This window comes from Pseudomonas sp. RW407, from assembly GCF_003176655.1.
Classification (GTDB): domain Bacteria; phylum Pseudomonadota; class Gammaproteobacteria; order Pseudomonadales; family Pseudomonadaceae; genus Pseudomonas; species Pseudomonas delhiensis.
Genome location: NZ_QGSL01000106.1, coordinates 538065 through 556846, shown reverse-complemented (window position 1 = coordinate 556846; position 18782 = coordinate 538065). Strand labels below are relative to the sequence as shown.

The following is an 18782-nucleotide window of genomic DNA, read 5'->3' as shown; positions in this document are numbered from 1 at the left end:
CGATCGGGAATGCACGATCAACACAGGATAGGCCAGGGTGGAAGAACAAGGCCCCGACTGAGCGGGGCCTTGTGGGGGTCGGCAGGGCGATCAGGCGTCTGCGTCGCAGGCGGCCTGGTAGCCGGCGGCGTCGAGCAGCTTGTCCAGCTCGGCCGGGTTGCTCGGCTTGAGCTTGAAGAACCAGGAGCCGTAGGGGTCGTTGTTGACTTCCTCGGGGGTGTCGGCCAGGACCTCGTTGATGGCGATCACCTCGCCACCGACCGGGGCGTAGATGTCCGAAGCGGCCTTGACCGATTCCACCACGCCGGCTTCCTGGCCAGCGTTGAGTTGCTTGCCGAGTTCCGGCAGCTCGACGAAGACCACGTCGCCCAGGGCTTCCTGGGCATGGTCGGAGATGCCCACGGTGACGGTACCGTCGGCTTCCAGGCGCGCCCACTCGTGGCTGGCGGCGTAACGCAGGTCGGCGGGAATATTGCTCATCTTGTTTTCCTCGGGGACGGGGCAACGGCGACGATGGGTCGCCTATGCAATTTAGATCAGGGCCTTGCCATGACGCACGAAATTCGGCTGAACGACGCGCACCGGGTACCACTTGCCACGGATTTCCACCTCGGCGCGGTCGCCGGTGGCCGCCGGCAGGCGGGCCAGGGCGATGGACTTGCCGAGGGTCGGGGAGAAGCTGCCGCTGGTGATCTCGCCTTCGCCGATGCCGGCCACCCGCACCACCTGGTGGGCGCGCAGCACGCCGCGCTCCTCCAGCACCAGGCCGACCAGCTTCGGCTGGTCGCCGGCGGCGCGCTGGGCCTCCAGGGCCTGGCGGCCGATGAAGTCGCGATCGGCCGGCTCCCAGGCGATGGTCCAGCCCATGTTGGCGGCCAGGGGCGAGATGTCCTCGTCCATGTCCTGGCCGTAGAGGTTCATCCCGGCTTCCAGGCGCAGGGTGTCGCGCGCGCCCAGGCCGGCGGGGGCGATGCCGGCGCCCACCAGTTCGTTGAGGAAGCCCGGCGCCTCGGCGGCCGGCAGCATGATCTCCAGGCCATCCTCGCCGGTATAGCCGGTGCGGGCGATGAACCAGTCGCCATCGGCCTTGCCCTGGAAGGGCTTGAGTTCGCGGATCAGGGTGGCGCGGGAGGAGCTGACCAACTCGGCGGTCTTGTCCCGCGCGTTGGGGCCCTGGACGGCCAGCATGGCCAGGTCCGGGCGCGCGTGCAGCTGGACCTCGAAGCCCTCGGTGTGGGCCTGCATCCAGGCCAGGTCCTTCTCGCGGGTGGCGGCGTTGACCACCACGCGGTAGCCGTACACGCCCAGGTAGACGATGAGGTCGTCGACCACCCCGCCACGCTCGTTGAGCATGCCGCTGTACAGCGCCTTGCCGGGCACCTGCAGGCGTTCGACGTCGTTGGCCAGCAGGCGCTGCAGGTATTCCTTGGACTGCGGACCAGTGACGTCGACCACGGTCATGTGGGAGACGTCGAACACGCCGCAGTCGCGACGGACCTGGTGGTGCTCTTCGACCTGGGAGCCGTAGTGGAGAGGCATGTCCCAACCGCCGAAATCGACGATTTTCGCGCCGAGCGCGACATGCAGGTCGTAGAGCGGGGTGCGCTGTCCCATGGGTGTTCTCCTTCCGGGAATGGCGGATGCGGAGCGCGAGGGCGGCCCGCACGAAACCGGCGCATTGTAGCCGCTAGGCGGGAGCCTGGACACCTCGGCCGACGGCCGAGTCGCGCCCCGCCGCGCTGGCCGCGGAACGGCGGATCAGCAGCACCACCGGCAGCAGCCCGGCCAGTACCAGGCTCAGCGCCGGCAGCGCGGCCCGGGCCCATTCGCCCTCGCTGGTCATCTCGAACACGCGCACGGCCAGGGTGTCCCAGCCGAAGGGACGCATCAGCAGGGTAGCCGGCATTTCCTTCAATACATCGACGAACACCAGCAGCGCGGCGCTCATCAGCCCCGGCGCCAGCAGCGGCAGGTAGACGCGGGCGAACAGCGCCGGCCCCGCCACGCCGAGGCTGCGCGAAGCCTCGGCGAAGGACGGTCGGATGCGCACCAGGGTGCTTTCCAGCGGGCCCTCGGCCACCGCCAGGAAGCGGATCAGGTAGGCCAGCAGCAGCGCCCCCAGGCTGCCCAGCAGCAGCGGCTTGCCGGCGCCGCCCAGGGCGCTGGAGAGCGGGATCACCCAGTGGTTGTCCATCCAGCTGAAGGCCAGCATGATCGCCACCGCCAGCACCGAGCCGGGCACCGCGTAGCCGAGGTTGGCCAGGCCCACCGCGGCGCGCACCGGCCTCGCCGGCGCCTGGCGGCGGGCGAAGGCCAGCAGCAGGCCGACCGCCACGCACAGCGCCGCCGCCGTGGCGCCCAGGCCGAGGCTGTGCCAGAGCAGGCCCCAGTAGCGCTCGTCAAGGTCGAAGCGGCCGCGTTGCCAGCACCACACCAGCAACTGTGCCACGGGAATGGCAAAGGCGCAGGCGAACACCAGGCCGCACCAGGCGCTGGCGGCAAAGGCCTTGAACCCGCGCAGGCGGTACAGCGGCGCGGTGCGCGGCTTCTCGCTGCTGGGCACGACGCGGCCACGGCTGTGGCGCTCGCCGAGCACCACCAGGAACACCCCGAGCAGCAGCAGGCTGGCCAGCTGGGTGGCGCTGGACAGGCTGTAGAAGCCGTACCAGGTCTTGTAGATGGCGGTGGTGAAGGTGTCGAAGTTGAACACCGAGACGGCGCCGAAGTCGGCCAGGGTCTCCATGATCGCCAGCGCAAGCCCTGCGCCGATGGCCGGCCGCGCCATGGGCAGCGCCACGCGCCAGAAGGCCCGCCAGGGCGACAGCCCGAGCACCCGCGCCGCCTCGGTGAGGCCGCGGCCCTGGGCCAGGAAGGCGCCGCGCGCCAGCAGGTACACGTAGGGGTAGAAGACCAGCACCAGGACCAGGATCACCCCGCCGGTGGAACGCACCCGCGGCAGCCGCAGGCCGCTGCCGAACCACTCGCGCAGCAGGCTCTGCAAGGGCCCGGCGAAATCCAGCAGGCCGACGAAGACGAACGCCAGCACATAGGCCGGGATGGCGAAGGGCAGCATCAGCGCCCAGTCCAGCCAGCGCCGCCCGGGGAACTCGCAGAGCGCGGTGAGCCAGGCCAGGCTGGTGCCCAGGACGGTCACCCCGACGCCCACGCCGAGCACCAGCACCAGGCTGTTGCCCAGCAGGCGAGGCAACTGGGTGTCCCACAGGTGCGCCCAGATTTCCGTGTCGACCTCGCCCCAGCTCAGCGCCAGCACGACGAGCGGCAACGCCACCAGGGCGGCGATGGAGAAGGTGATGGGATACCAGCGGCGGGACATGGTTATTCGGGCTGCAGGCTACAAGCGGCAGGCTGCAGGCAAAGAGCGGGGGGCGGGCTTTTCGTAGGAGCGAGCTTGCTCGCGAACGCCTCGGCACGCGGCCCGGGTTCGCGAGCAAGCTCGCTCCTACAGGGGAAGCAGGCCACGGCTCCGTCGCTCTGGCCTGCAGCCTGTAGCCTGCCGCCTGCAGCCATCAGTTCCACCCTGCCCGATCCATCAGCTTGATGGCTTCCGCCTGGCGCTTGCCGGCGACTTCCACCGGGATGCTGTCGGCCTTGAAGCTGCCCCAGGCCGCCACTTCCTCGGAGGGCGCGACCTTGGGGTTGGCCGGGAATTCCTGGTTCAGCGAGGCGAACAGGGCCTGGGCGTCGGGGCCGGTCATCCATTCCACCAGGGCCTTTGCCTGCTCGGGGTGCGGCGCATGTTTGGTCAGGCCGATGCCCGAGAGGTTGACGTGCACGCCGCGGTCGGCCTGGTTCGGCCAGAACAGCTTGATCGGCAGGTCCGGCTTCTGCTTGTGCAGGCGCCCGTAGTAGTAGGTGTTGACGAGGCCGACGTCGCACTGGCCGGCGGCGATGGCCTGGAGCAGCGCGGTGTCGTCGGAGAACACGTCGGTGGCCAGGTTGCCCACCCAGCCCTTGAGGATCTGCTCGGTCTTCTGCTCGCCGTGGGTCTCGATCAGGGTGGCGGTCAGCGACTGGTTGTAGACCTTCTTCGCCGTGCGCAGGCACAGGCGGCCTTCCCACTGCTTGTCGGCCAGGGCCTCGTAGGTCGAGAGTTCCTCCGGCTTCACCCGCTGGGTGGAGTAGGCGATGGTCCGCGCGCGCAGCGACAGGCCGGTCCAGCTGTCGGTGCCGGAGCGGTACTGCGGGGGAATGTTGGCGTCCAGGGCCGGCGAGTCGAACGGCTGCAGGATGCCCATCTTCTCGGCCTGCCAGAGGTTGCCGGCGTCCACGGTGAGCAGCAGGTCGGCCGGGGTGTTGGCGCCTTCGGCCTTGATCCGCGCCATCAGCGGCGCTTCCTTGTCGGTGATGAACTTCACCTGCACGCCGGTCTTCCGGGTGTAGGCGTCGAACACCGGCTTGATCAGCTCGTCGATGCGCGACGAATAGACCACCACCTCGTCGGCGGCCTGGGCGGTGCCGGCCAGGGCGGTGAGGGCGAGGGAAGCGAGAAGGCCTTTGCGTACCGACATGCTGGCGGCTCCTGGGTAGCGGAATGAGGTTCCAGATGATAAGGAACCTCATTTAGCCCCGGAGCCGGCCTTTGTGACCGGGTGTTTCACCACCCCGCGACACGGGGTCGCGGCGCCTCAGACGCGAGCGAGCGCCGGCAGGTCGCCGGACAGCCCCAGCGCCTGGCGGACGAACAGGCCCTTGGCCTCGTGGTGGCGGTCGACCAGGCGCAGGCCGGCGTTGCGCAGCCAGCGCACGGCCAGCGGGTCGGCCTGGAACAGGCGCTGGAAGCCTTCCATCGCCGCCATCATCGCCAGGTTGTGCGGCATGCGCCGGCGCTCGAAGCGGCTCAGCACGCGCTCGTCGGCGATGCGCTCGCCACGGGCGTGGGCGTGCATCAGCACCTCGGCCAGCACCGCGGCGTCGAGGAAGCCCAGGTTGACGCCCTGCCCGGCCAGCGGGTGGATGGTGTGCGCGGCGTCGCCGATCAGCGCCAGGCCCGGCTCCACGTAGCGCTTGGCGTGGCGCTGGCGCAGCGGGATGCACAGGCGCGGGTCGACCTGCTCGATGCCGCCCAGGCAATGCTCGAAGGCCTGGCCGAGGGCGGCGCGGAAGCCGTCGTCGTCCAGCGCCATCAGGCGTTCGGCCTGCTCCGGGGTGGTCGACCAGACGATCGAGCACCAGTGCGTATCGCCCCCGCGGGACAGCGGCAGGAAGGCCAGCGGGCCGTCGTCGGTGAAGCGCTGCCAGGCGGTGGCCTGGTGCGGCTTTTCGCAGCGAACGCTGGTGACGATGGCGTGGTGCAGGTAGTCCCACTCGCGGGTGGCGCAGCCGGCCAGGCGGCGCACGGCGGAGTTGGCGCCGTCGGCGGCGACCACCAGCGGCGTGCGGATCTGCCGGCCGTCGGCCAGGGTCAGCAGCCAGTCGTCGCCGGAATGGCGCAGCTGCTCCAGGCGCGCGCCGGGCAGCAGGCCGAGTGTGGTGTCGTGCAGGCGCTCCATCAGGGCGTCCTGCACCACGCGGTTCTCGACGATGTGGCCGAGCACCTCGGCATGCACGCTGGCCGCGCTGAAGTGCACCTGGCCGGTGCCGGAGCCGTCCCACACGTGCATCTCGCGGTAGGGCTCGGCGCGCCGCGCGACTATGCCGTCCCAGGCGTGCAGGCGCTGGAGGATGCGCCGGCTGGCCTCGGACAGGGCGCTGACGCGCGGCTCGAAACGCGCCGCGCGGTCGAAGGGCTTCACGCTCAGCGGCGAGCCGTCGAGCAGCAGGATTTCCAGGCCGCTGCCCTGCAACGCCAGGGCCAGCGCGCTGCCGACCATCCCCGCCCCGACAATCACCAGATCCGCGTGCATCTGCATTCCTTTTTCCATGTCGTCAGCCGGCCTTGCGCAGGCGCGGCTTGAGCCTGATGTAGAGGGTCTTCTGCACCCGCGCGACCAGCGTGCCCTCGCCGTCGCGCACCTCGGCGTGCAGCCTGGGCAGGAACTTGCCGCCGTCGGCGGTGCGCTCGCGGGCCTCGTCCAGCAGTTGCTGGTCGATGCGGAACTCGGCGTACACCGGCCCCTTGCCCGGGGTGATGAATTCGATGTTGGCGGCCTTGTCCCAGACGATGTAGTCGCGCCCCAGGTTCTCCATCAGCATGAGCATGAAGAAGGGGTCGGTCATGCTGTACAGGCTGCCGCCGAACTGGGTGCCGACGTAGTTGCGGTTGAACCAGGACAGCACCATCTTCACCCGCACTTCGCGGAAGTCCGGGCTGATGTGGCGCACCCGCACGCCGGCGCCGATATACGGCGGGTAGAGGTTGAGGCCGAAGCGCAGCAGGCGGGCGCGGCGGGCCATCTTGCCTGAGGACATCGCCGCTCCCTAGACCGGCCGCGCGCCCAGGCCCATGGCCTGGCGGGCGAACCAGCGCTTGGCCGGCGGCAGCAGGTCGAGGCCGAGCAGGCCCAGGTTGCGCCCGGTGGCCAGCACCGGCTGGGCGTTGGAGAACAGGCGGGTGACGCGGTCGGAGAAGCCGACGGTCATCTGCTGGTCCAGGCGCTGGGCGTCCAGGTAGCGCTGCAGCACCGCAAAGTCGCCGGGCGCGGCGTCCGCGCCTAGCAGCTGGTCGGCCAGGGCCTGGGCATCGCGCAGCGACAGGTTGAAGCCCTGGCCGGCGATGGGGTGCAGGCTGTGCGCGGCGTTGCCGAGCACCACCAGGTGCGGGCGCACCTGTTCCTCGGCCTCGCTCAGGGTCAGCGGGTAGCAGTAGCGCGCGCCGACCTGGCGGAAGCCGCCCAGGCGGTAGCCGAAGGTGGCCTGCAGCTCGTCGAGGAACTGCCGCTCGGGCAGCTCGCGCAGGCGCTCGGCGTCGCGCGGCGGGCGCGTCCAGACCAGCGCGCAGCGGTTGTCCGGCAGCGGCAGCAGGGCCATGGGCCCCTGTTCGGTGAAGCGTTCGAAGGCCTGGCCGCGGTGTTCCTCGCTGGGGCTGACGTTGGCGATCAGCGCGGTCTGCCCGTAGGGCGCCTCGCGCACGCCGATGCCCAGCTGTTCGCGCAGGCCGGAACGGCCGCCGTCGGCCAGCACGGCCAGGTCGCAGTCCAGCAGCGAGTCGTCGTCCAGGGTCAGCCGGTAGCCGTCGTCCAGGGCCTCCATGCGGCGCACTTCGGCCGGGCAGCGCCAGCTCACCACCTCGTGGTCCAGGGCCTGCCACAGGCACTGGCCGAGCCAGGCGTTCTCCACCACGTAGCCCAGCGCCGGCACGCCCTCCTCCATTGCGGTGAGGCGCGCGGAGCCGAAGCGCCCGCGGTCGGACACGTGGATCTGGCTGATCGGCGCGCCGCGCTGGGCGATGCGTTGCCACACCCCCAGGCGCTCGTAGATCTGCCGGCTGCCGAAGGACAGCGCCGAGGAGCGGGCGTCATAGCTGGGCTGGTAGGCATCGCCGGGGGCGAAGGGCTCGACCAGCACGATGCGCCAGCCGCGCTCGCGGGCGCCGGCCTGCAGGATCAGCGCCAGGCTGGCGCCGACCAGGCCGCCACCGATGATCGCCAGGTTCGCGCGTTGCATCTCAGGCCGCCTGGGCCTTGGCTTCGGCCATCAGCGCCTCGATCGCGGCGACGGTCTTGGGCACGCCGTTGGTCAGCACTTCGCAACCATTCTTGGTCACCACTACGTCGTCCTCGATGCGCACGCCGATGCCGCGCCATTTCTTGGCCACGCTGGTGTTGTCCGGGGAAATGTAGATGCCTGGCTCGACGGTCATCGCCATGCCCGGTTCCAGCACGCGCCATTCGCCGCCGACGCGGTACTCGCCGACGTCGTGCACGTCCATGCCCAGCCAGTGGCCGGCGCGGTGCATGTAGAAGGCCTTGTATGCTTCGCTGGCGATCAGTTCGTCGACGTCGCCCTTGAGCAGGCCGAGCTTCACCAGGCCGGCGGTGATGACGCGCACGGTGGCCTCGTGGGCCTCGTTCCAGTGGCGGCCGGGGGCGATGTAGTCGAAGGCGGCCATGTTGGCCTCCAGCACCAGCTCGTAGATGGCCTTCTGCTCGGGGCTGAACTTGCCGTTGGCCGGGAAGGTGCGGGTGATGTCGCTGGCGTAGCAGTCGATCTCGCAGCCGGCGTCGATCAGGATCAGGTCGCCGTCCCTGATCTGCGCGTCGTTCTCCCGGTAGTGCAGGATGCAGGCGTTGCGCCCAGTGGCGACGATCGAGCCGTAGGCCGGCATCTTCGCCCCGCCCAGGCGGAAGGCGTATTCCAGCTCGGCCTCCAGGTGGTATTCGTAGAGCCCCGGCCGACAGGCCTGCATGGCGCGGATGTGGGCGCCGCAGGAAACCTCGGCAGCGTAGCGCATCACCTTCACTTCGCCGGCGCTCTTGTACAGGCGCAGGTCGTGCAGCAGGTGGTCGAGGGCGACGAACTCGTTCGGCGGCTGCGCGCCCTGGCGGGCCTTGGAGCGGATCACGTTGATCCAGTCCATCAGCCGGCGGTCGAACTCGGGGTTGGCGCCCAGCGCGTAGTAGACGCGGTCGCGGCCCTCGATCAGGCCGGGGAGGATGTCGTCGATGTCGCCGATGGGGAAGGCGTCGTCGGCGCCGAAGTCCCTGACCGCGCCGTCCTGGCCGGCGCGCAGGCCGTCCCAGAGTTCGCGCTCGGGGTCGCGCTCGCGGCAGAACAGCACGTATTCGCCATGCTCGCGGCCGGGGATCAGCACCATCACCGCTTCCGGCTCGGGGAAGCCGGTGAGGTACTGGAAGTCGCTGTCCTGGCGGTAGACGTGCTCGACGTCGCGGTTGCGGATGTACATCGGCGCCGCCGGCAGGATGGCGATGCTGTTGGGCTCCATCTGCGCCATCAGCGCCTTGCGCCGACGGGCGTATTCCGGTTTGGCGATACGGATCATGCAGCTACCTCAGTGCAGGGAGGGTTTGTCGGCCGGCGCCGGCACCTTGCCGAATTCGGAGAACAGCAGCAGCGGGGCGACCCGCAGGTATTCCTGGACTTCCATGTAGTCCGTCTCGCCGTCCTCGGACTCTTCCAGCTGGCCCTGGACCTGGGCGATGGCGGCGATGTCCTGGAGCACTTCGTCGGCCTCGTCGGACAGGCTGGCCTGGCGCAGCGCCAGGCCGAAACCGGCGAGGAAGCCCTGGCACCACTGGCCCAGGGCCTGGGCGCGCTCGGCCAGCGGGGCGTCGTCGTTGGGCAGCATCAGCACCACGGCCATCTCGCCGGCGCTCAGGTCCTGCTGGACCATGCCCAGCAGGCCGCCCAGGGCTGCCTGCAGGCGTTCGCTGAGTTCGCCGCCGAGCAGTTCGGCGGCGGCCTGCAGCCACTCGCCCTGGTCGAAGCCGGCGCCGGCGCAGACGCGCCCGAGCAGGTGGCCGTGCAGTTCCGCGGGCGAGATCGGCAGGGCCGCCTCGGCGAGCAGGTTGGCGAAAGCGGTGTAGGCGGAATTTACTGTGGACATGCGCGGGACCTGAATATCGACGCTAGGCGCCACCAGGCGCTATGCATAGAATGAGAGTGGCTATCCTAGCACCGCCGGGCGCGCTCAGACCATGCGACGGCGTGTCGGGCAGCCCGGTGCGCTGCCGCACCCTGTATAGTTTCCGGTCATCCCCTTGCCCAAGCGAGAGCCCATGGAAGACGCCGACCTGCAAACGCTGATCGCCAAATTCGACCTCCTGCTCCAGCGCCTGGAACAGCTCAAGGCGGAGAACCGGCTGCTGCGGGCCAACGAGAAGAGCTGGCGCGAGGAGCGCGCTCATCTGATCGAGAAGAACGAATTGGCGCGCCACAAGGTCGAAGCGATGATTTTGCGCCTGAAAGCCCTGGAGCAGGACTCATGAGCCAGACGAACACCCTGAACGTGCAGATTCTCGACAAGGAATACTGCATCACGTGCCCCGCCGAGGAGCGCGTCAACCTGGAAAGCGCCGCGCGCTACCTGGACAGCAAGATGCGCGAGATCCGCTCGAGCGGGAAGGTCATCGGCGCCGACCGCGTCGCCGTGATGGCCGCGCTGAACATCACCCACGACCTGCTGCACAAGCAAGAGCGCATGGACAACGAGCACAGCAGCACCCGCGAACGCGTGCGCGAGTTGCTCGAACGCGTGGACCGCGCCCTTACCACCGATCAGCCCGGGCGGGAAGACTGACCCCGGAGAAAACCCTGGGGTATACTGGCCACGCTCCCTGGTGTGTTGGCCAGTCGGTGATGTCCCTGAGCCGATAATCGCAACAACGGAGGTTGCCAGTTGGGCTGGTGTGCATGTCCGCACGACGGAAAGCCTTAAAGCCTACTGCAACCGCCACCTTGAACTTTCGGGTTCAAGGGCTAACCCGACAGCGGCATGTCCGGGGAGCTTTCCTCCTGCCATGATCCACGCCCAAGACCTTTCCCGCGCCGCCCTGCGCCGCCTGCTGCGCCAGGCCCGCCGCCAGCTCAGCGCGCAACAGCAACGCCAGGCCGCCCGCGACCTGCAGCGCCGCATGGCGCAACACCCGCTGTTTCGCCGCGCCCGCCACATCGCCCTGTACCTGCCCGCCGACGGCGAGATCGACCCGCGCCCGCTGCTCAAGGCCGCGCAGAAACGCGGCAAGGCCACCTACCTGCCGGTGCTCAGCCGCTGGCCGCACACCCACATGACCTTCCAGCGCGTCGGCAACGGCGAGCGTTGGCGGAACAACCGCTACGGCATCGCCGAGCCGCTGCCGGACCGTGGCCGCCAGCGCGAGCCCTGGGCGCTGGACCTGGTGCTGCTGCCGCTGGTGGGTTTCGACGAACGGGGTGGGCGCCTGGGGATGGGCAAGGGGTTCTACGACCGCACCCTGGCGTACCTGGGCAGGCGCAAAATCTGGCGCAAACCGACACTTTTGGGCCTGGCGCACGAATGCCAGAAGGTGGACAGGCTGGACCTGGCCAGCTGGGATGTGCCGCTGCAGGGCATCGTCAGCGACGCCGGCTGGTACGGCGCGCTCGCACAGGCGCCGCGTTCCCTGCGGCGCCCGGCGGGGTGAATCAGGGCTGTTTGGTCACCTGGACCGGAACCTCGCCCTGGCGGTCCCACAGGCTCTGGGTGTAACCGGTGGTGACGACACCCAGGCCGAACAGGATCACCAGCACCCACAACAGATCGGGCTTACGCTTCATCGATTGCCTCCCCCTTCCAGGCAAACTGTCAACGATGGCCGGCGGTGGTTTTTGGTCCGTCCGGCGCGTGCCAAGCTGAAAAACGGCGGCATTCTCCGACAATGGAAAGCGTCTCGCAATTCCATGCCTGGTCCAGTCGTCGGAGTCAGCCACTTCCCACAAAAACGGCGAAACTGGAGCAAGGATCATGCCGCACTGGTTGATGAAATCCGAACCCGACGAACTGTCGATCCACGACCTGCAGCGCCTGGGCAAGGCGCGCTGGGATGGCGTGCGCAACTACCAGGCGCGCAACTTCGTGCGCAGCATGCAGCCCGGCGAGCTGTTCTTCTTCTACCACTCCAGCTGCCCGCAGCCGGGCGTGGCCGGCATCGGCCGGATCGAGGGCGAGGCCTACCCCGACCCCACCGCGCTGGACCCGCAGAGCCCCTACCACGACGCCAAGGCCAGCACCGAGAAGAACCCCTGGAGCGCGCGGGACGTGAGTTTCGTCGAAGCGTTCAGGGAAGTGCTGCCGCTGGCCACCCTCCGGGCCGCCGCCGGGCTGGAGGAACTGGCCCTGGTGCAGCGCGGCAGCCGTTTGTCGGTGATGCCGGTGAGCGAGGAGCAGTGGAAGATCATTCTTGGGTTGGCCAAGCGCTGAAGCGCGCTCGGCTGTGAATCCTCCTGGCCACCGGCCGGCGATCGGCAAATCGCGGACGGAGTCCGCTCCTACGTCCGTGCTCGACCGTAGGGCGAATAACCGTTCGCGGTTATCCGCCGCCGGCCGAACAGCGGTGTCCAGGACCATTGGCGGATAACGCCGTAGGCGTTATGCGCCCTACGGTTTCCGTGCCGCTGCGGGGGTCGGGGCAATCGTCCGCTCCTACGAAGACAGGCCGGGCGTAGGGCGTATAACGCTCCGCGTTATACGCCGCCTGACCTTCACTGCCGGCGCGCTCCGGGTTCGCCCCCGGGGCACCTGCCCCCTACGCCATCTGCGAAATAGTCCTGCGGAACCGCCACAACGCCCCACAGAAAAATGCCGCGCCTATGCCGATGATCGCCAGGAACTGCGGCCAGACGATGGCCAGCCCGGCGCCGCGGAACAGGATGGCCTGGGCCAGGCTGACGAAGTGGGTGGTCGGGGCGAACAGCATGATGTTCTGCACCAGCTCCGGCATGCTCTCGCGCGGCGTGGTGCCGCCGGAGAGGATCTGCAGCGGCATCAGGGTGAGGATCACCAGCAGGCCCAGCTGCGGCATCGAGCGCGCCACCGTGCCGAGGAAGATGCCCATGGAGGTGGTGGCGAACAGGTGCAGCGCCGCGCCCAGCAGGAACAGCGCCACCGAGCCGCTGATCGGCACGTCCAGCCAGCCGCGCACCACCAGCTGCAGCGACAGCGCGGCCGCCGCCAGCACCACCACGCCCATGGACCAGACCTTGGCCAGCATGATCTCGAAGGCGGTCAGCGGCATCACCAGCAGGTGCTCGACGGTGCCGTGCTCGCGCTCGCGGATCAGCGCCGCGCCGGTGAGGATGATCGACAGCATGGTGATCTGGTTGATCACCTCCATCACCGCGCCGAACCAGGCCTGGGTCAGGTTCGGGTTGAACTCCATGCGCACCGCCAGCTCCGCCGGCATGCTCGGCTCGGCGCGGTAGCGGCTGACGAACTCGCGCACCTCGGTGGCGACGATGTTCTGGATGTAGCCGGCGCCGGAGAAGGCCTGGGCGGTCTGGGTGGCGTCGACGTTGACCTGGATCGCCGGCTGCCGGCCGGCCAGCACGTCGCGCTGGAAGTCCGGCGGGATGTCCAGGGTGAAGGTGTACAGGCCGGTGTCCATGCCGCGGTCCATCTGCGCGTGGCCGATCATTTCCGGCGGGCGGAAGTACGGGGGCTGGAAGGCGTTGACGATGCGCGAGGAGAGCTGCGACTGGTCCTCGTCGACCACCGCGATGGGCGCGTGGTGCAGCGTCTCCGGCACGCCGGTGGCGGAGCTGTAGACGCCCAGGGTGAAGGCCCAGGCGATCAGGATCAGCATCGCGTAGTCGCGGCCGAGGCTGCGGAACTCCTTGATGCCCAGGTTGAAGATGTTGGCCAGCTTGCGCATCTCAGTCCTCCTGCTTCTTCAACAGGAGCACGCTGAACAGCGTCAGCACGCCGATGGCCGCCAGCAGCGGCAGGTAGTACGGCCACAGGTCGGCCAGGCCCAGGGCCTTGGAGAAGGCGCCGCGGCTGATGACCAGGAAGTGGCTGGTCGGGTAGAGCCTGCCGATCAGCGCCGCCGCGCCCTCCAGCGAGGACACCGGGTGGATCAGCCCGGCGAACTGGATGGCCGGGATCATGGTGGCGATGGCGGTGCCGAACACCGCGGCGATCTGGCTCTTCATGAAGGTCGACAGCAGCAGGCCGAGGCCGGTGCTGGTGATCACGTACAGCAGCGCGCCGAGGCTCAGCGCCAGCAGGCTGCCCTTGAGCGGCACGCGGAACAGCAGCACCGCCATGGCCAGCATCAGCACGAAGTTGACCATGCCCATGCCGATGTACGGCAGTTGCTTGCCGAGCAGGAACTCCAGGCGCGTCACCGGGGTGACGTAGAGGTTGGTGATCGAGCCCAGTTCCTTCTCGCGCACCACGCCCAGGGCGGTGAGCATCGCCGGGATCATGATCAGCAGCAGCGGGATCACCGCCGGGACCATGGCCTTGAGGCTCTCCACGTCGGGGTTGTAGCGGTAGCGCACCTCGGTGCTGGCCGCCGCGCTGGCCTCGGCGTTGCCGCTCTGCCGGGCCAGGTCGGCCAGGTAGCTGCTGTGCAGGCCCTGCACGTAGCCCTGCACGGTATTGGCGCGGGTGGGCATGGCGCCGTCGATCCACACGCCGATGGCCGGGTCGTCGCCGCGCTTGAGGTCGCGGCCGAAGTGCGGCGGGATTTCCACCGCCAGGCTCAGCTCGCCGCTGCGCAGGCGCCGGTCGAGGTCGTCGGGGTCGCGGATCGCCGGGTGCTCGATGAAGTAGCGCGAGCCGGCGATGTTCAGCGCGTAGGCCTGGCTGGTGGTGGTCTGGTCGCGGTCGAGCACGGCGTAGGAGAGGTCCTCGACGTCCATGTTGATGCCGTAGCCGATGATGAACATCAGCAGCGCCGTGCCCAGCAGCGCCAGGGTCAGGCGGATGGGGTCGCGGCGCAGCTCCATGGATTCGCGCCGCGCATAGCTGAACAGGCGCAGCGGGCTGAAGCGCTGGCGCTGCGGCTTGTGCGGCGCCTGCCCGACGCTGGCCGGCGCCGGCGGCTCGGGCGGCGGCGCGGCGCTGCCGGCGGCCTCTTCCAGGTAGGCGATGAAGGTCGCCTCCAGGGTCGGCAGCCCGCGCTTGTCCATCAGGCCCTGCGGGGTGTCGCTGTCGAGCACCTTGCCGGCGTGCATCAGCGAGATGCGGTCGCAGCGCTGGGCCTCGTTCATGAAGTGGGTGGAGATGAAGATGGTCACCCCGTCGCGCCGCGACAGCTCGACCATCAGCTGCCAGAAGCCGTCGCGGGCCACTGGGTCGACGCCCGAGGTGGGCTCGTCGAGGATGAGGATCTCCGGCTTGTGGATAACCGCCACGGCCAGCGACAGGCGCTGGCGGATGCCCAGCGGCAGGCTGTCGGGCAACTCGTCGCGGACCTTGCCGAGGTCGAAGCGCGCGAGCATCTCCTCCACCCGCGGGCCTATCGCCTCGGCCGGCAGGTGGAACAGCCTGGCGTGCAGTTCCAGGTTCTGCAGCACCGTCAGCTCGGCATACAGCGAGAAGGCCTGGGACATGTAGCCGACGCGGCGGCGAGTGTCCATGTCCTTGGCGTTCACCGGCTGGCCGAACAGTGCGCAGCTACCCTCGCTGGCCGGCAGCAGGCCGGTGAGCATCTTCATGGTGGTGGACTTGCCGCAGCCGTTGGAGCCGAGGAAGCCGAAGATTTCCCCGCGTTCGATGCGGAAGCTGACGTGGTCCACCGCGACGAAGTCGCCGAAGCGGCAGGTCAGGCCCTCGGCCTCGATGGCGATCTGCGGCGCGCCTTCGCTGTGCTGGCGCGGCGGGATCACCAGGGCGTGGTGGCCGGCGCGCTTGCGCTCGGGCAGCAGGGCGACGAAGGCCGCCTCCAGGTTGTGGGTGCCGGTCCGCTCGCGCAGCTCGGCGGGGGTGCCGGTGGCCAGCACCTTGCCCTCGTCCATCGCCACCAGGGTGTCGAAGCGCTCGGCCTCCTCCATGTAGGCGGTGGCCACCAGCACGCTCATGCCCTCGCGGCCGGCGCGGATGCGCCCGATCAGTTCCCAGAACTGGTTGCGCGACAGCGGGTCGACGCCGGTGGTGGGCTCGTCGAGGATCAGCAGGTCGGGGTCGTGGATCAGCGCGCAGCACAGCCCGAGCTTCTGCTTCATGCCGCCGGAGAGCTTGCCCGCCGGGCGCTCGGCGAAGGGCGCAAGGCCGGTGCTGTGCAGCAGGTCGGCGATGCGCCGCTCGCGCTCGGCCTTGTCGTGGCCGAACAGGCGGCCGAAGAAGTCGACGTTCTCGAACACCGAGAGCGTCGGGTAGAGGTTCTTGCCCAGGCCCTGGGGCATGTAGGCGATGCGCGGGCACACCGCGCGGCGGTGGCGGGCGTCGCGCATGTCGCCGCCGAGGACGTGCACCTGGCCGTCCTGCAGCTTGCGCGCGCCGGCGATCAGCGCCAGCAGGCTGGACTTGCCGACGCCGTCCGGGCCGATCAGGCCGACCATGCGGTTGGCCGGGATGTCCAGGCTGACGTCGTCCACCGCGCGGGTCTGCCCGTAGCGCAGCGAGACGCCGGCCAGGCTGGCCACCGCGCCGTGCCGGGCGCTCATTGCGGGACCTTGATCTGCAGGTGCTCCGGCCACTGCGCCTCAGGGTCCAGGCGCAGGTAGGCCATGCCCGGCACGCCGGTCTTCACGTAGGTGATGTATTTCTCCAGCAGCGCCGGGTCCAGCCGCGCCTTGACGCGGAACATCAGCTTCTCGCGCTCGTTGGCGGTCTCCACGGTCTTGGGGGTGAACTGGGCGACGCTGGCGACGTAGGAGACCTTGGCCGGGATCACGTACTGCGGCACCGCGTCTATCACCAGGCGCACCTCCTGGCCCAGCTCCACGCGGCCGGCCTGGGCGGAGGGCAGGAAGAAGGTCATGTAGACGTCGGTCAGGTCGACCATGTTGAGCAGCTTGCCGCCGGCGGCCAGCACCTCGCCGGGCTGCGCCACGCGGTACTGCACGCGGCCGTCGCGGGGGGCGCGCAGCAGGCTGTCGTCGATGTCGGCCTGCAGCCGGGCGACGCTGGCGGTGGCGGCCTCGATGGCCGACTGCGCCTCGATCACCTGGGAACGCCCGGCCTCGATGGCGGCCTGGGCCGAGATCACCTGGGAACGCGCGGCGGACAGCGCGGCCTGGGCGCTCTGCAGCACGGCGCGGTCGTCGTCCAGTTGCTGCTGCGGCAGGGCGTTGCGTTTGACCAACTGCTCGGTGCGGGTGAAGCGTTTCTGCGCGGCGGTGAACTCGGCCTGGCGCTGCGCCACCACCGCCTCGGCGGTGCTCTTCTCGCTGTTGCGCTGGGTCACCACGGATTCGGCGGTGAGCTTGGCGTTCTGCGCCTGGCGCACCTCGGCCTGGGCCTGGGCCAGCTGCGCTTGCAGCACCTGGGTGTCCATGCGCGCGACCACTTCGCCGGTCTTGACGAAGTCGCCCTCGTCCACCTTGATCTCGGCCACGCGGCCGGGCAGCTTGGTGGCCACGTCCACCTCCGTGGCCTCGATGCGCCCGTTGCCACTGGCGAAGCCCTCGCCCAGCCCGTTCGGCTTCAGCGTCTGCCAGGCCAGGGCGGCGACCACCGCGCAGGCGGCGAGCACGCCGCCACGGAACAGCCAGCGTTTCGAATTACCCTTCATCGTACCCCCTGATCAACGCTCATTCCGAGCGATCTTGTAGGGATCTTCAGCGAAGGGAGGGGAAAAGGCCTTGATACAGGTCAGAGCCGCCCGAAAAGACCTGGATAACGGGCGAAACCTGCTCCGTCTCAGGGCTGCACGATCAGGTTGTTGAACAGCAGATCGTCCACCAGTGGCTTCCCTTCCTCTTCTTTGAGGACCGTCTGTACCTGCTTGAGCGCCTCCTGGCGCAGTTTCTCCTTGGCCTCGACGCTGCCGAGGGTCTCGTCGGTCTGCTGGGCGAACAGCATGATCAACTGGTTGCGGATCAGCGGCTCGTGGTGCTCGACCTTCTCCTCGGCCTCCTTGCCGGTGACCTTCAGGGCGATGTCGGCCTTGTAGTACTTCAGCTTCGGCCCGCTGCCGTAGTTGCCGACCAGGGCCGGGGTGAGGTCGACGAACAACGGCTTGTTGGCGTCTTCCGGCTTGGCTTCCTCCTCCGAGGCCATCACGGGGGCGAGGAACAGCATCAGGGTCAGGGCGATCAGGGCTTTCAAGGCGACTTCTCCATGCACGATGCCGGCAAGCATAGCCATACCGGGCGCGCGGCCCAAGCCCGGCGGTTATGCAGCGGCATAAGCCGGGACCATACTGATTTGCCCCCCGCCCTACCACTCCTACACTGCCGGGCATTACACGAAAGGAGTACACCCCCGATGAAAGCCGTGCTGTGCAAAGCCTTCGGCCCCGCCGAAACCCTGGTGCTGGAAGAAATCGCCAGCCCGACGCCTGCGAAGAACGAGGTGCTGCTGGACGTCCACGCCGCCGGGGTGAACTTCCCCGACACCCTGATCATCGAGGGCAAGTACCAGTTCAAGCCGCCCTTCCCCTTCGCCCCGGGCGGCGAGGCCGCCGGCGTGGTCGCCGCGGTGGGCGAGAAGGTTTCCCACGTCAGGCCCGGCGACCGCGTCATCGCCCTGACCGGCTGGGGCAGTTTCGCCGAGCAGGTGGCGGTGGGCGCCTACAACGTGCTGCCGATCCCGGCGGGCATGGACTTCACCACCGCGGCCGCCTTCGGCATGACCTACGGCACCTCGATGCACGCGCTCAAGCAGCGCGGCAACCTGCAGCCGGGCGAGACCCTGCTGGTGCTCGGCGCCTCCGGCGGCGTGGGCCTGGCGGCGGTGGAGATCGGCAAGGCGATGGGCGCCAGGGTCATCGCCGCGGCCAGCAGCGACGCCAAGCTGGAAGTGGCCAAGGCAGCGGGAGCCGACGTGCTGGTCAACTACAGCGAGGGCAGCCTGAAGGACAAGCTCAAGGAAATCACCGGCGGCCAGGGCGTGGACGTGATCTACGACCCGGTGGGCGGCGAGCTGTTCGAGGAAGCCTTCCGCAGCATCGCCTGGAACGGCCGCCTGCTGGTGGTCGGCTTCGCCAGCGGGACCATCCCCTCGCTGCCGGCCAACCTGCCGCTGCTCAAGGGCGCTTCCCTGGTCGGCGTGTTCTGGGGCGCCTTCGCCCAGCGCCAGCCGCAGGACAACGCGGCGAACTTCCAGCAGCTGTTCCAGTGGTTCGCGGAGGGCAAGTTGAAGCCGTTGGTTTCGCAGACCTATCCGTTGGAGAGGGCTGGGGAAGCGATCGATCACCTGGGGCAGCGGAGGGCTGTCGGGAAGGTGGTGGTGCAGGTGCGTTGAGGGTGTTCGGCCTGATGTAGCGGTGTGGGGGATGGGCCTCGTTCCCTCTCCCTAA

General features: G+C 69.1%; 19 protein-coding genes and 1 other RNA gene. 6 read left to right on the top strand and 14 right to left on the bottom strand.

Going from position 1 to position 18782, the window contains the following annotated elements:
- Positions 1–90: 90 nt before the first annotated feature.
- From gcvH to DK254_RS19310, 9 genes are all read right to left on the bottom strand, one after another.
- On the bottom strand, positions 91–480 hold the full coding sequence (gene gcvH, locus DK254_RS19350; protein ID WP_009615120.1) for a glycine cleavage system protein GcvH: 390 nt from the start codon (positions 478–480) through the stop codon (positions 91–93).
- A 51-nt stretch (positions 481–531) separates the two neighbouring features.
- On the bottom strand, positions 532–1614 hold the full coding sequence (gene gcvT / locus DK254_RS19345) for a glycine cleavage system aminomethyltransferase GcvT (protein ID WP_109935064.1): 1083 nt from the start codon (positions 1612–1614) through the stop codon (positions 532–534).
- Between the two features lie 73 nt (positions 1615–1687).
- Positions 1688–3334, bottom strand: coding sequence for an iron ABC transporter permease (locus DK254_RS19340; RefSeq protein ID WP_109935063.1), 1647 nt, complete (start codon positions 3332–3334; stop codon positions 1688–1690).
- A gap of 193 nt (positions 3335–3527) precedes the next feature.
- A complete protein-coding gene (locus DK254_RS19335; RefSeq protein ID WP_109935062.1) occupies positions 3528–4529 on the bottom strand; it encodes an extracellular solute-binding protein in 1002 nt (333 codons plus the stop codon).
- Between the two features lie 117 nt (positions 4530–4646).
- Positions 4647–5864, bottom strand: coding sequence for a 2-octaprenyl-3-methyl-6-methoxy-1,4-benzoquinol hydroxylase (locus DK254_RS19330; protein ID WP_109935790.1), 1218 nt, complete (start codon positions 5862–5864; stop codon positions 4647–4649).
- 22 nt (positions 5865–5886) lie between these two features.
- Positions 5887–6369: a DUF4442 domain-containing protein gene (locus DK254_RS19325; protein WP_089391009.1), complete on the bottom strand. Its 483-nt coding sequence runs from the start codon at positions 6367–6369 to the stop codon at positions 5887–5889.
- A gap of 9 nt (positions 6370–6378) precedes the next feature.
- Positions 6379–7563: a 2-octaprenyl-6-methoxyphenyl hydroxylase gene (gene ubiH, locus DK254_RS19320; protein WP_109935061.1), complete on the bottom strand. Its 1185-nt coding sequence runs from the start codon at positions 7561–7563 to the stop codon at positions 6379–6381.
- 1 nt (position 7564) lies between these two features.
- Entirely contained in the window at positions 7565–8899 is a 1335-nt protein-coding gene (gene pepP, locus DK254_RS19315) for a Xaa-Pro aminopeptidase (protein WP_109935060.1), read from the bottom strand.
- Positions 8900–8908: 9 nt separating this feature from the next.
- Positions 8909–9463, bottom strand: coding sequence for a UPF0149 family protein (locus DK254_RS19310; RefSeq protein WP_109935059.1), 555 nt, complete (start codon positions 9461–9463; stop codon positions 8909–8911).
- 172 nt (positions 9464–9635) lie between these two features.
- Between DK254_RS19310 and DK254_RS19305 the strand changes: the two genes are divergently transcribed.
- The 4 genes from DK254_RS19305 to DK254_RS19290 all read left to right on the top strand — a co-directional run bounded on the left by DK254_RS19305 (position 9636) and on the right by DK254_RS19290 (position 11018).
- Complete coding sequence (locus tag DK254_RS19305) at positions 9636–9845, top strand: TIGR02449 family protein (protein WP_009615100.1); 210 nt, start codon at positions 9636–9638, stop codon at positions 9843–9845.
- Entirely contained in the window at positions 9842–10156 is a 315-nt protein-coding gene (locus DK254_RS19300; RefSeq protein ID WP_009615099.1) for a cell division protein ZapA, read from the top strand. The genes DK254_RS19305 and DK254_RS19300 overlap by 4 nt, the downstream gene beginning before the upstream one ends.
- A gap of 31 nt (positions 10157–10187) precedes the next feature.
- A non-coding RNA gene (gene ssrS / locus DK254_RS19295) (6S RNA) lies at positions 10188–10366 on the top strand.
- A gap of 10 nt (positions 10367–10376) precedes the next feature.
- On the top strand, positions 10377–11018 hold the full coding sequence (locus DK254_RS19290; protein WP_109935058.1) for a 5-formyltetrahydrofolate cyclo-ligase: 642 nt from the start codon (positions 10377–10379) through the stop codon (positions 11016–11018).
- A gap of 1 nt (position 11019) precedes the next feature.
- On the opposite strand, the gene DK254_RS34845 is transcribed toward DK254_RS19290, so the two are convergent.
- Complete coding sequence (locus DK254_RS34845; protein WP_009615095.1) at positions 11020–11151, bottom strand: hypothetical protein; 132 nt, start codon at positions 11149–11151, stop codon at positions 11020–11022.
- 187 nt (positions 11152–11338) lie between these two features.
- On the opposite strand from DK254_RS34845, the gene DK254_RS19285 reads away from it, so the two are divergent.
- The gene (locus DK254_RS19285; protein ID WP_109935057.1) at positions 11339–11794 is read left to right on the top strand and encodes an EVE domain-containing protein; all 456 of its coding nucleotides are present in this window, start codon (positions 11339–11341) and stop codon (positions 11792–11794) included.
- Positions 11795–12119: 325 nt separating this feature from the next.
- Here the strand turns inward: DK254_RS19285 and DK254_RS19280 are convergent, their stop codons facing one another.
- The 4 genes from DK254_RS19280 to DK254_RS19265 all read right to left on the bottom strand — a co-directional run bounded on the left by DK254_RS19280 (position 12120) and on the right by DK254_RS19265 (position 17590).
- Positions 12120–13244 (bottom strand): ABC transporter permease, encoded by a 1125-nt coding sequence (locus tag DK254_RS19280; RefSeq protein WP_109935056.1) that lies wholly within the window; start codon positions 13242–13244, stop codon positions 12120–12122.
- 1 nt (position 13245) lies between these two features.
- Positions 13246–15984 carry a ribosome-associated ATPase/putative transporter RbbA gene (gene rbbA / locus DK254_RS19275; RefSeq protein WP_109935055.1) on the bottom strand — a complete coding sequence of 913 codons (2739 nt, stop codon included), beginning with the start codon at positions 15982–15984 and terminating at the stop codon, positions 13246–13248.
- Complete coding sequence (locus tag DK254_RS19270) at positions 15981–17054, bottom strand: HlyD family secretion protein (RefSeq protein WP_109935054.1); 1074 nt, start codon at positions 17052–17054, stop codon at positions 15981–15983. The genes rbbA and DK254_RS19270 overlap by 4 nt, the downstream gene beginning before the upstream one ends.
- A gap of 128 nt (positions 17055–17182) precedes the next feature.
- Positions 17183–17590, bottom strand: a complete 408-nt coding sequence (locus DK254_RS19265) for a flagellar basal body-associated protein FliL (RefSeq protein WP_089391018.1) — start codon at positions 17588–17590, stop codon at positions 17183–17185.
- A 159-nt stretch (positions 17591–17749) separates the two neighbouring features.
- On the opposite strand from DK254_RS19265, the gene DK254_RS19260 reads away from it, so the two are divergent.
- Positions 17750–18727 carry an NADPH:quinone oxidoreductase family protein gene (locus DK254_RS19260; protein WP_109935053.1) on the top strand — a complete coding sequence of 326 codons (978 nt, stop codon included), beginning with the start codon at positions 17750–17752 and terminating at the stop codon, positions 18725–18727.
- Positions 18728–18782: the final 55 nt, after the last annotated feature.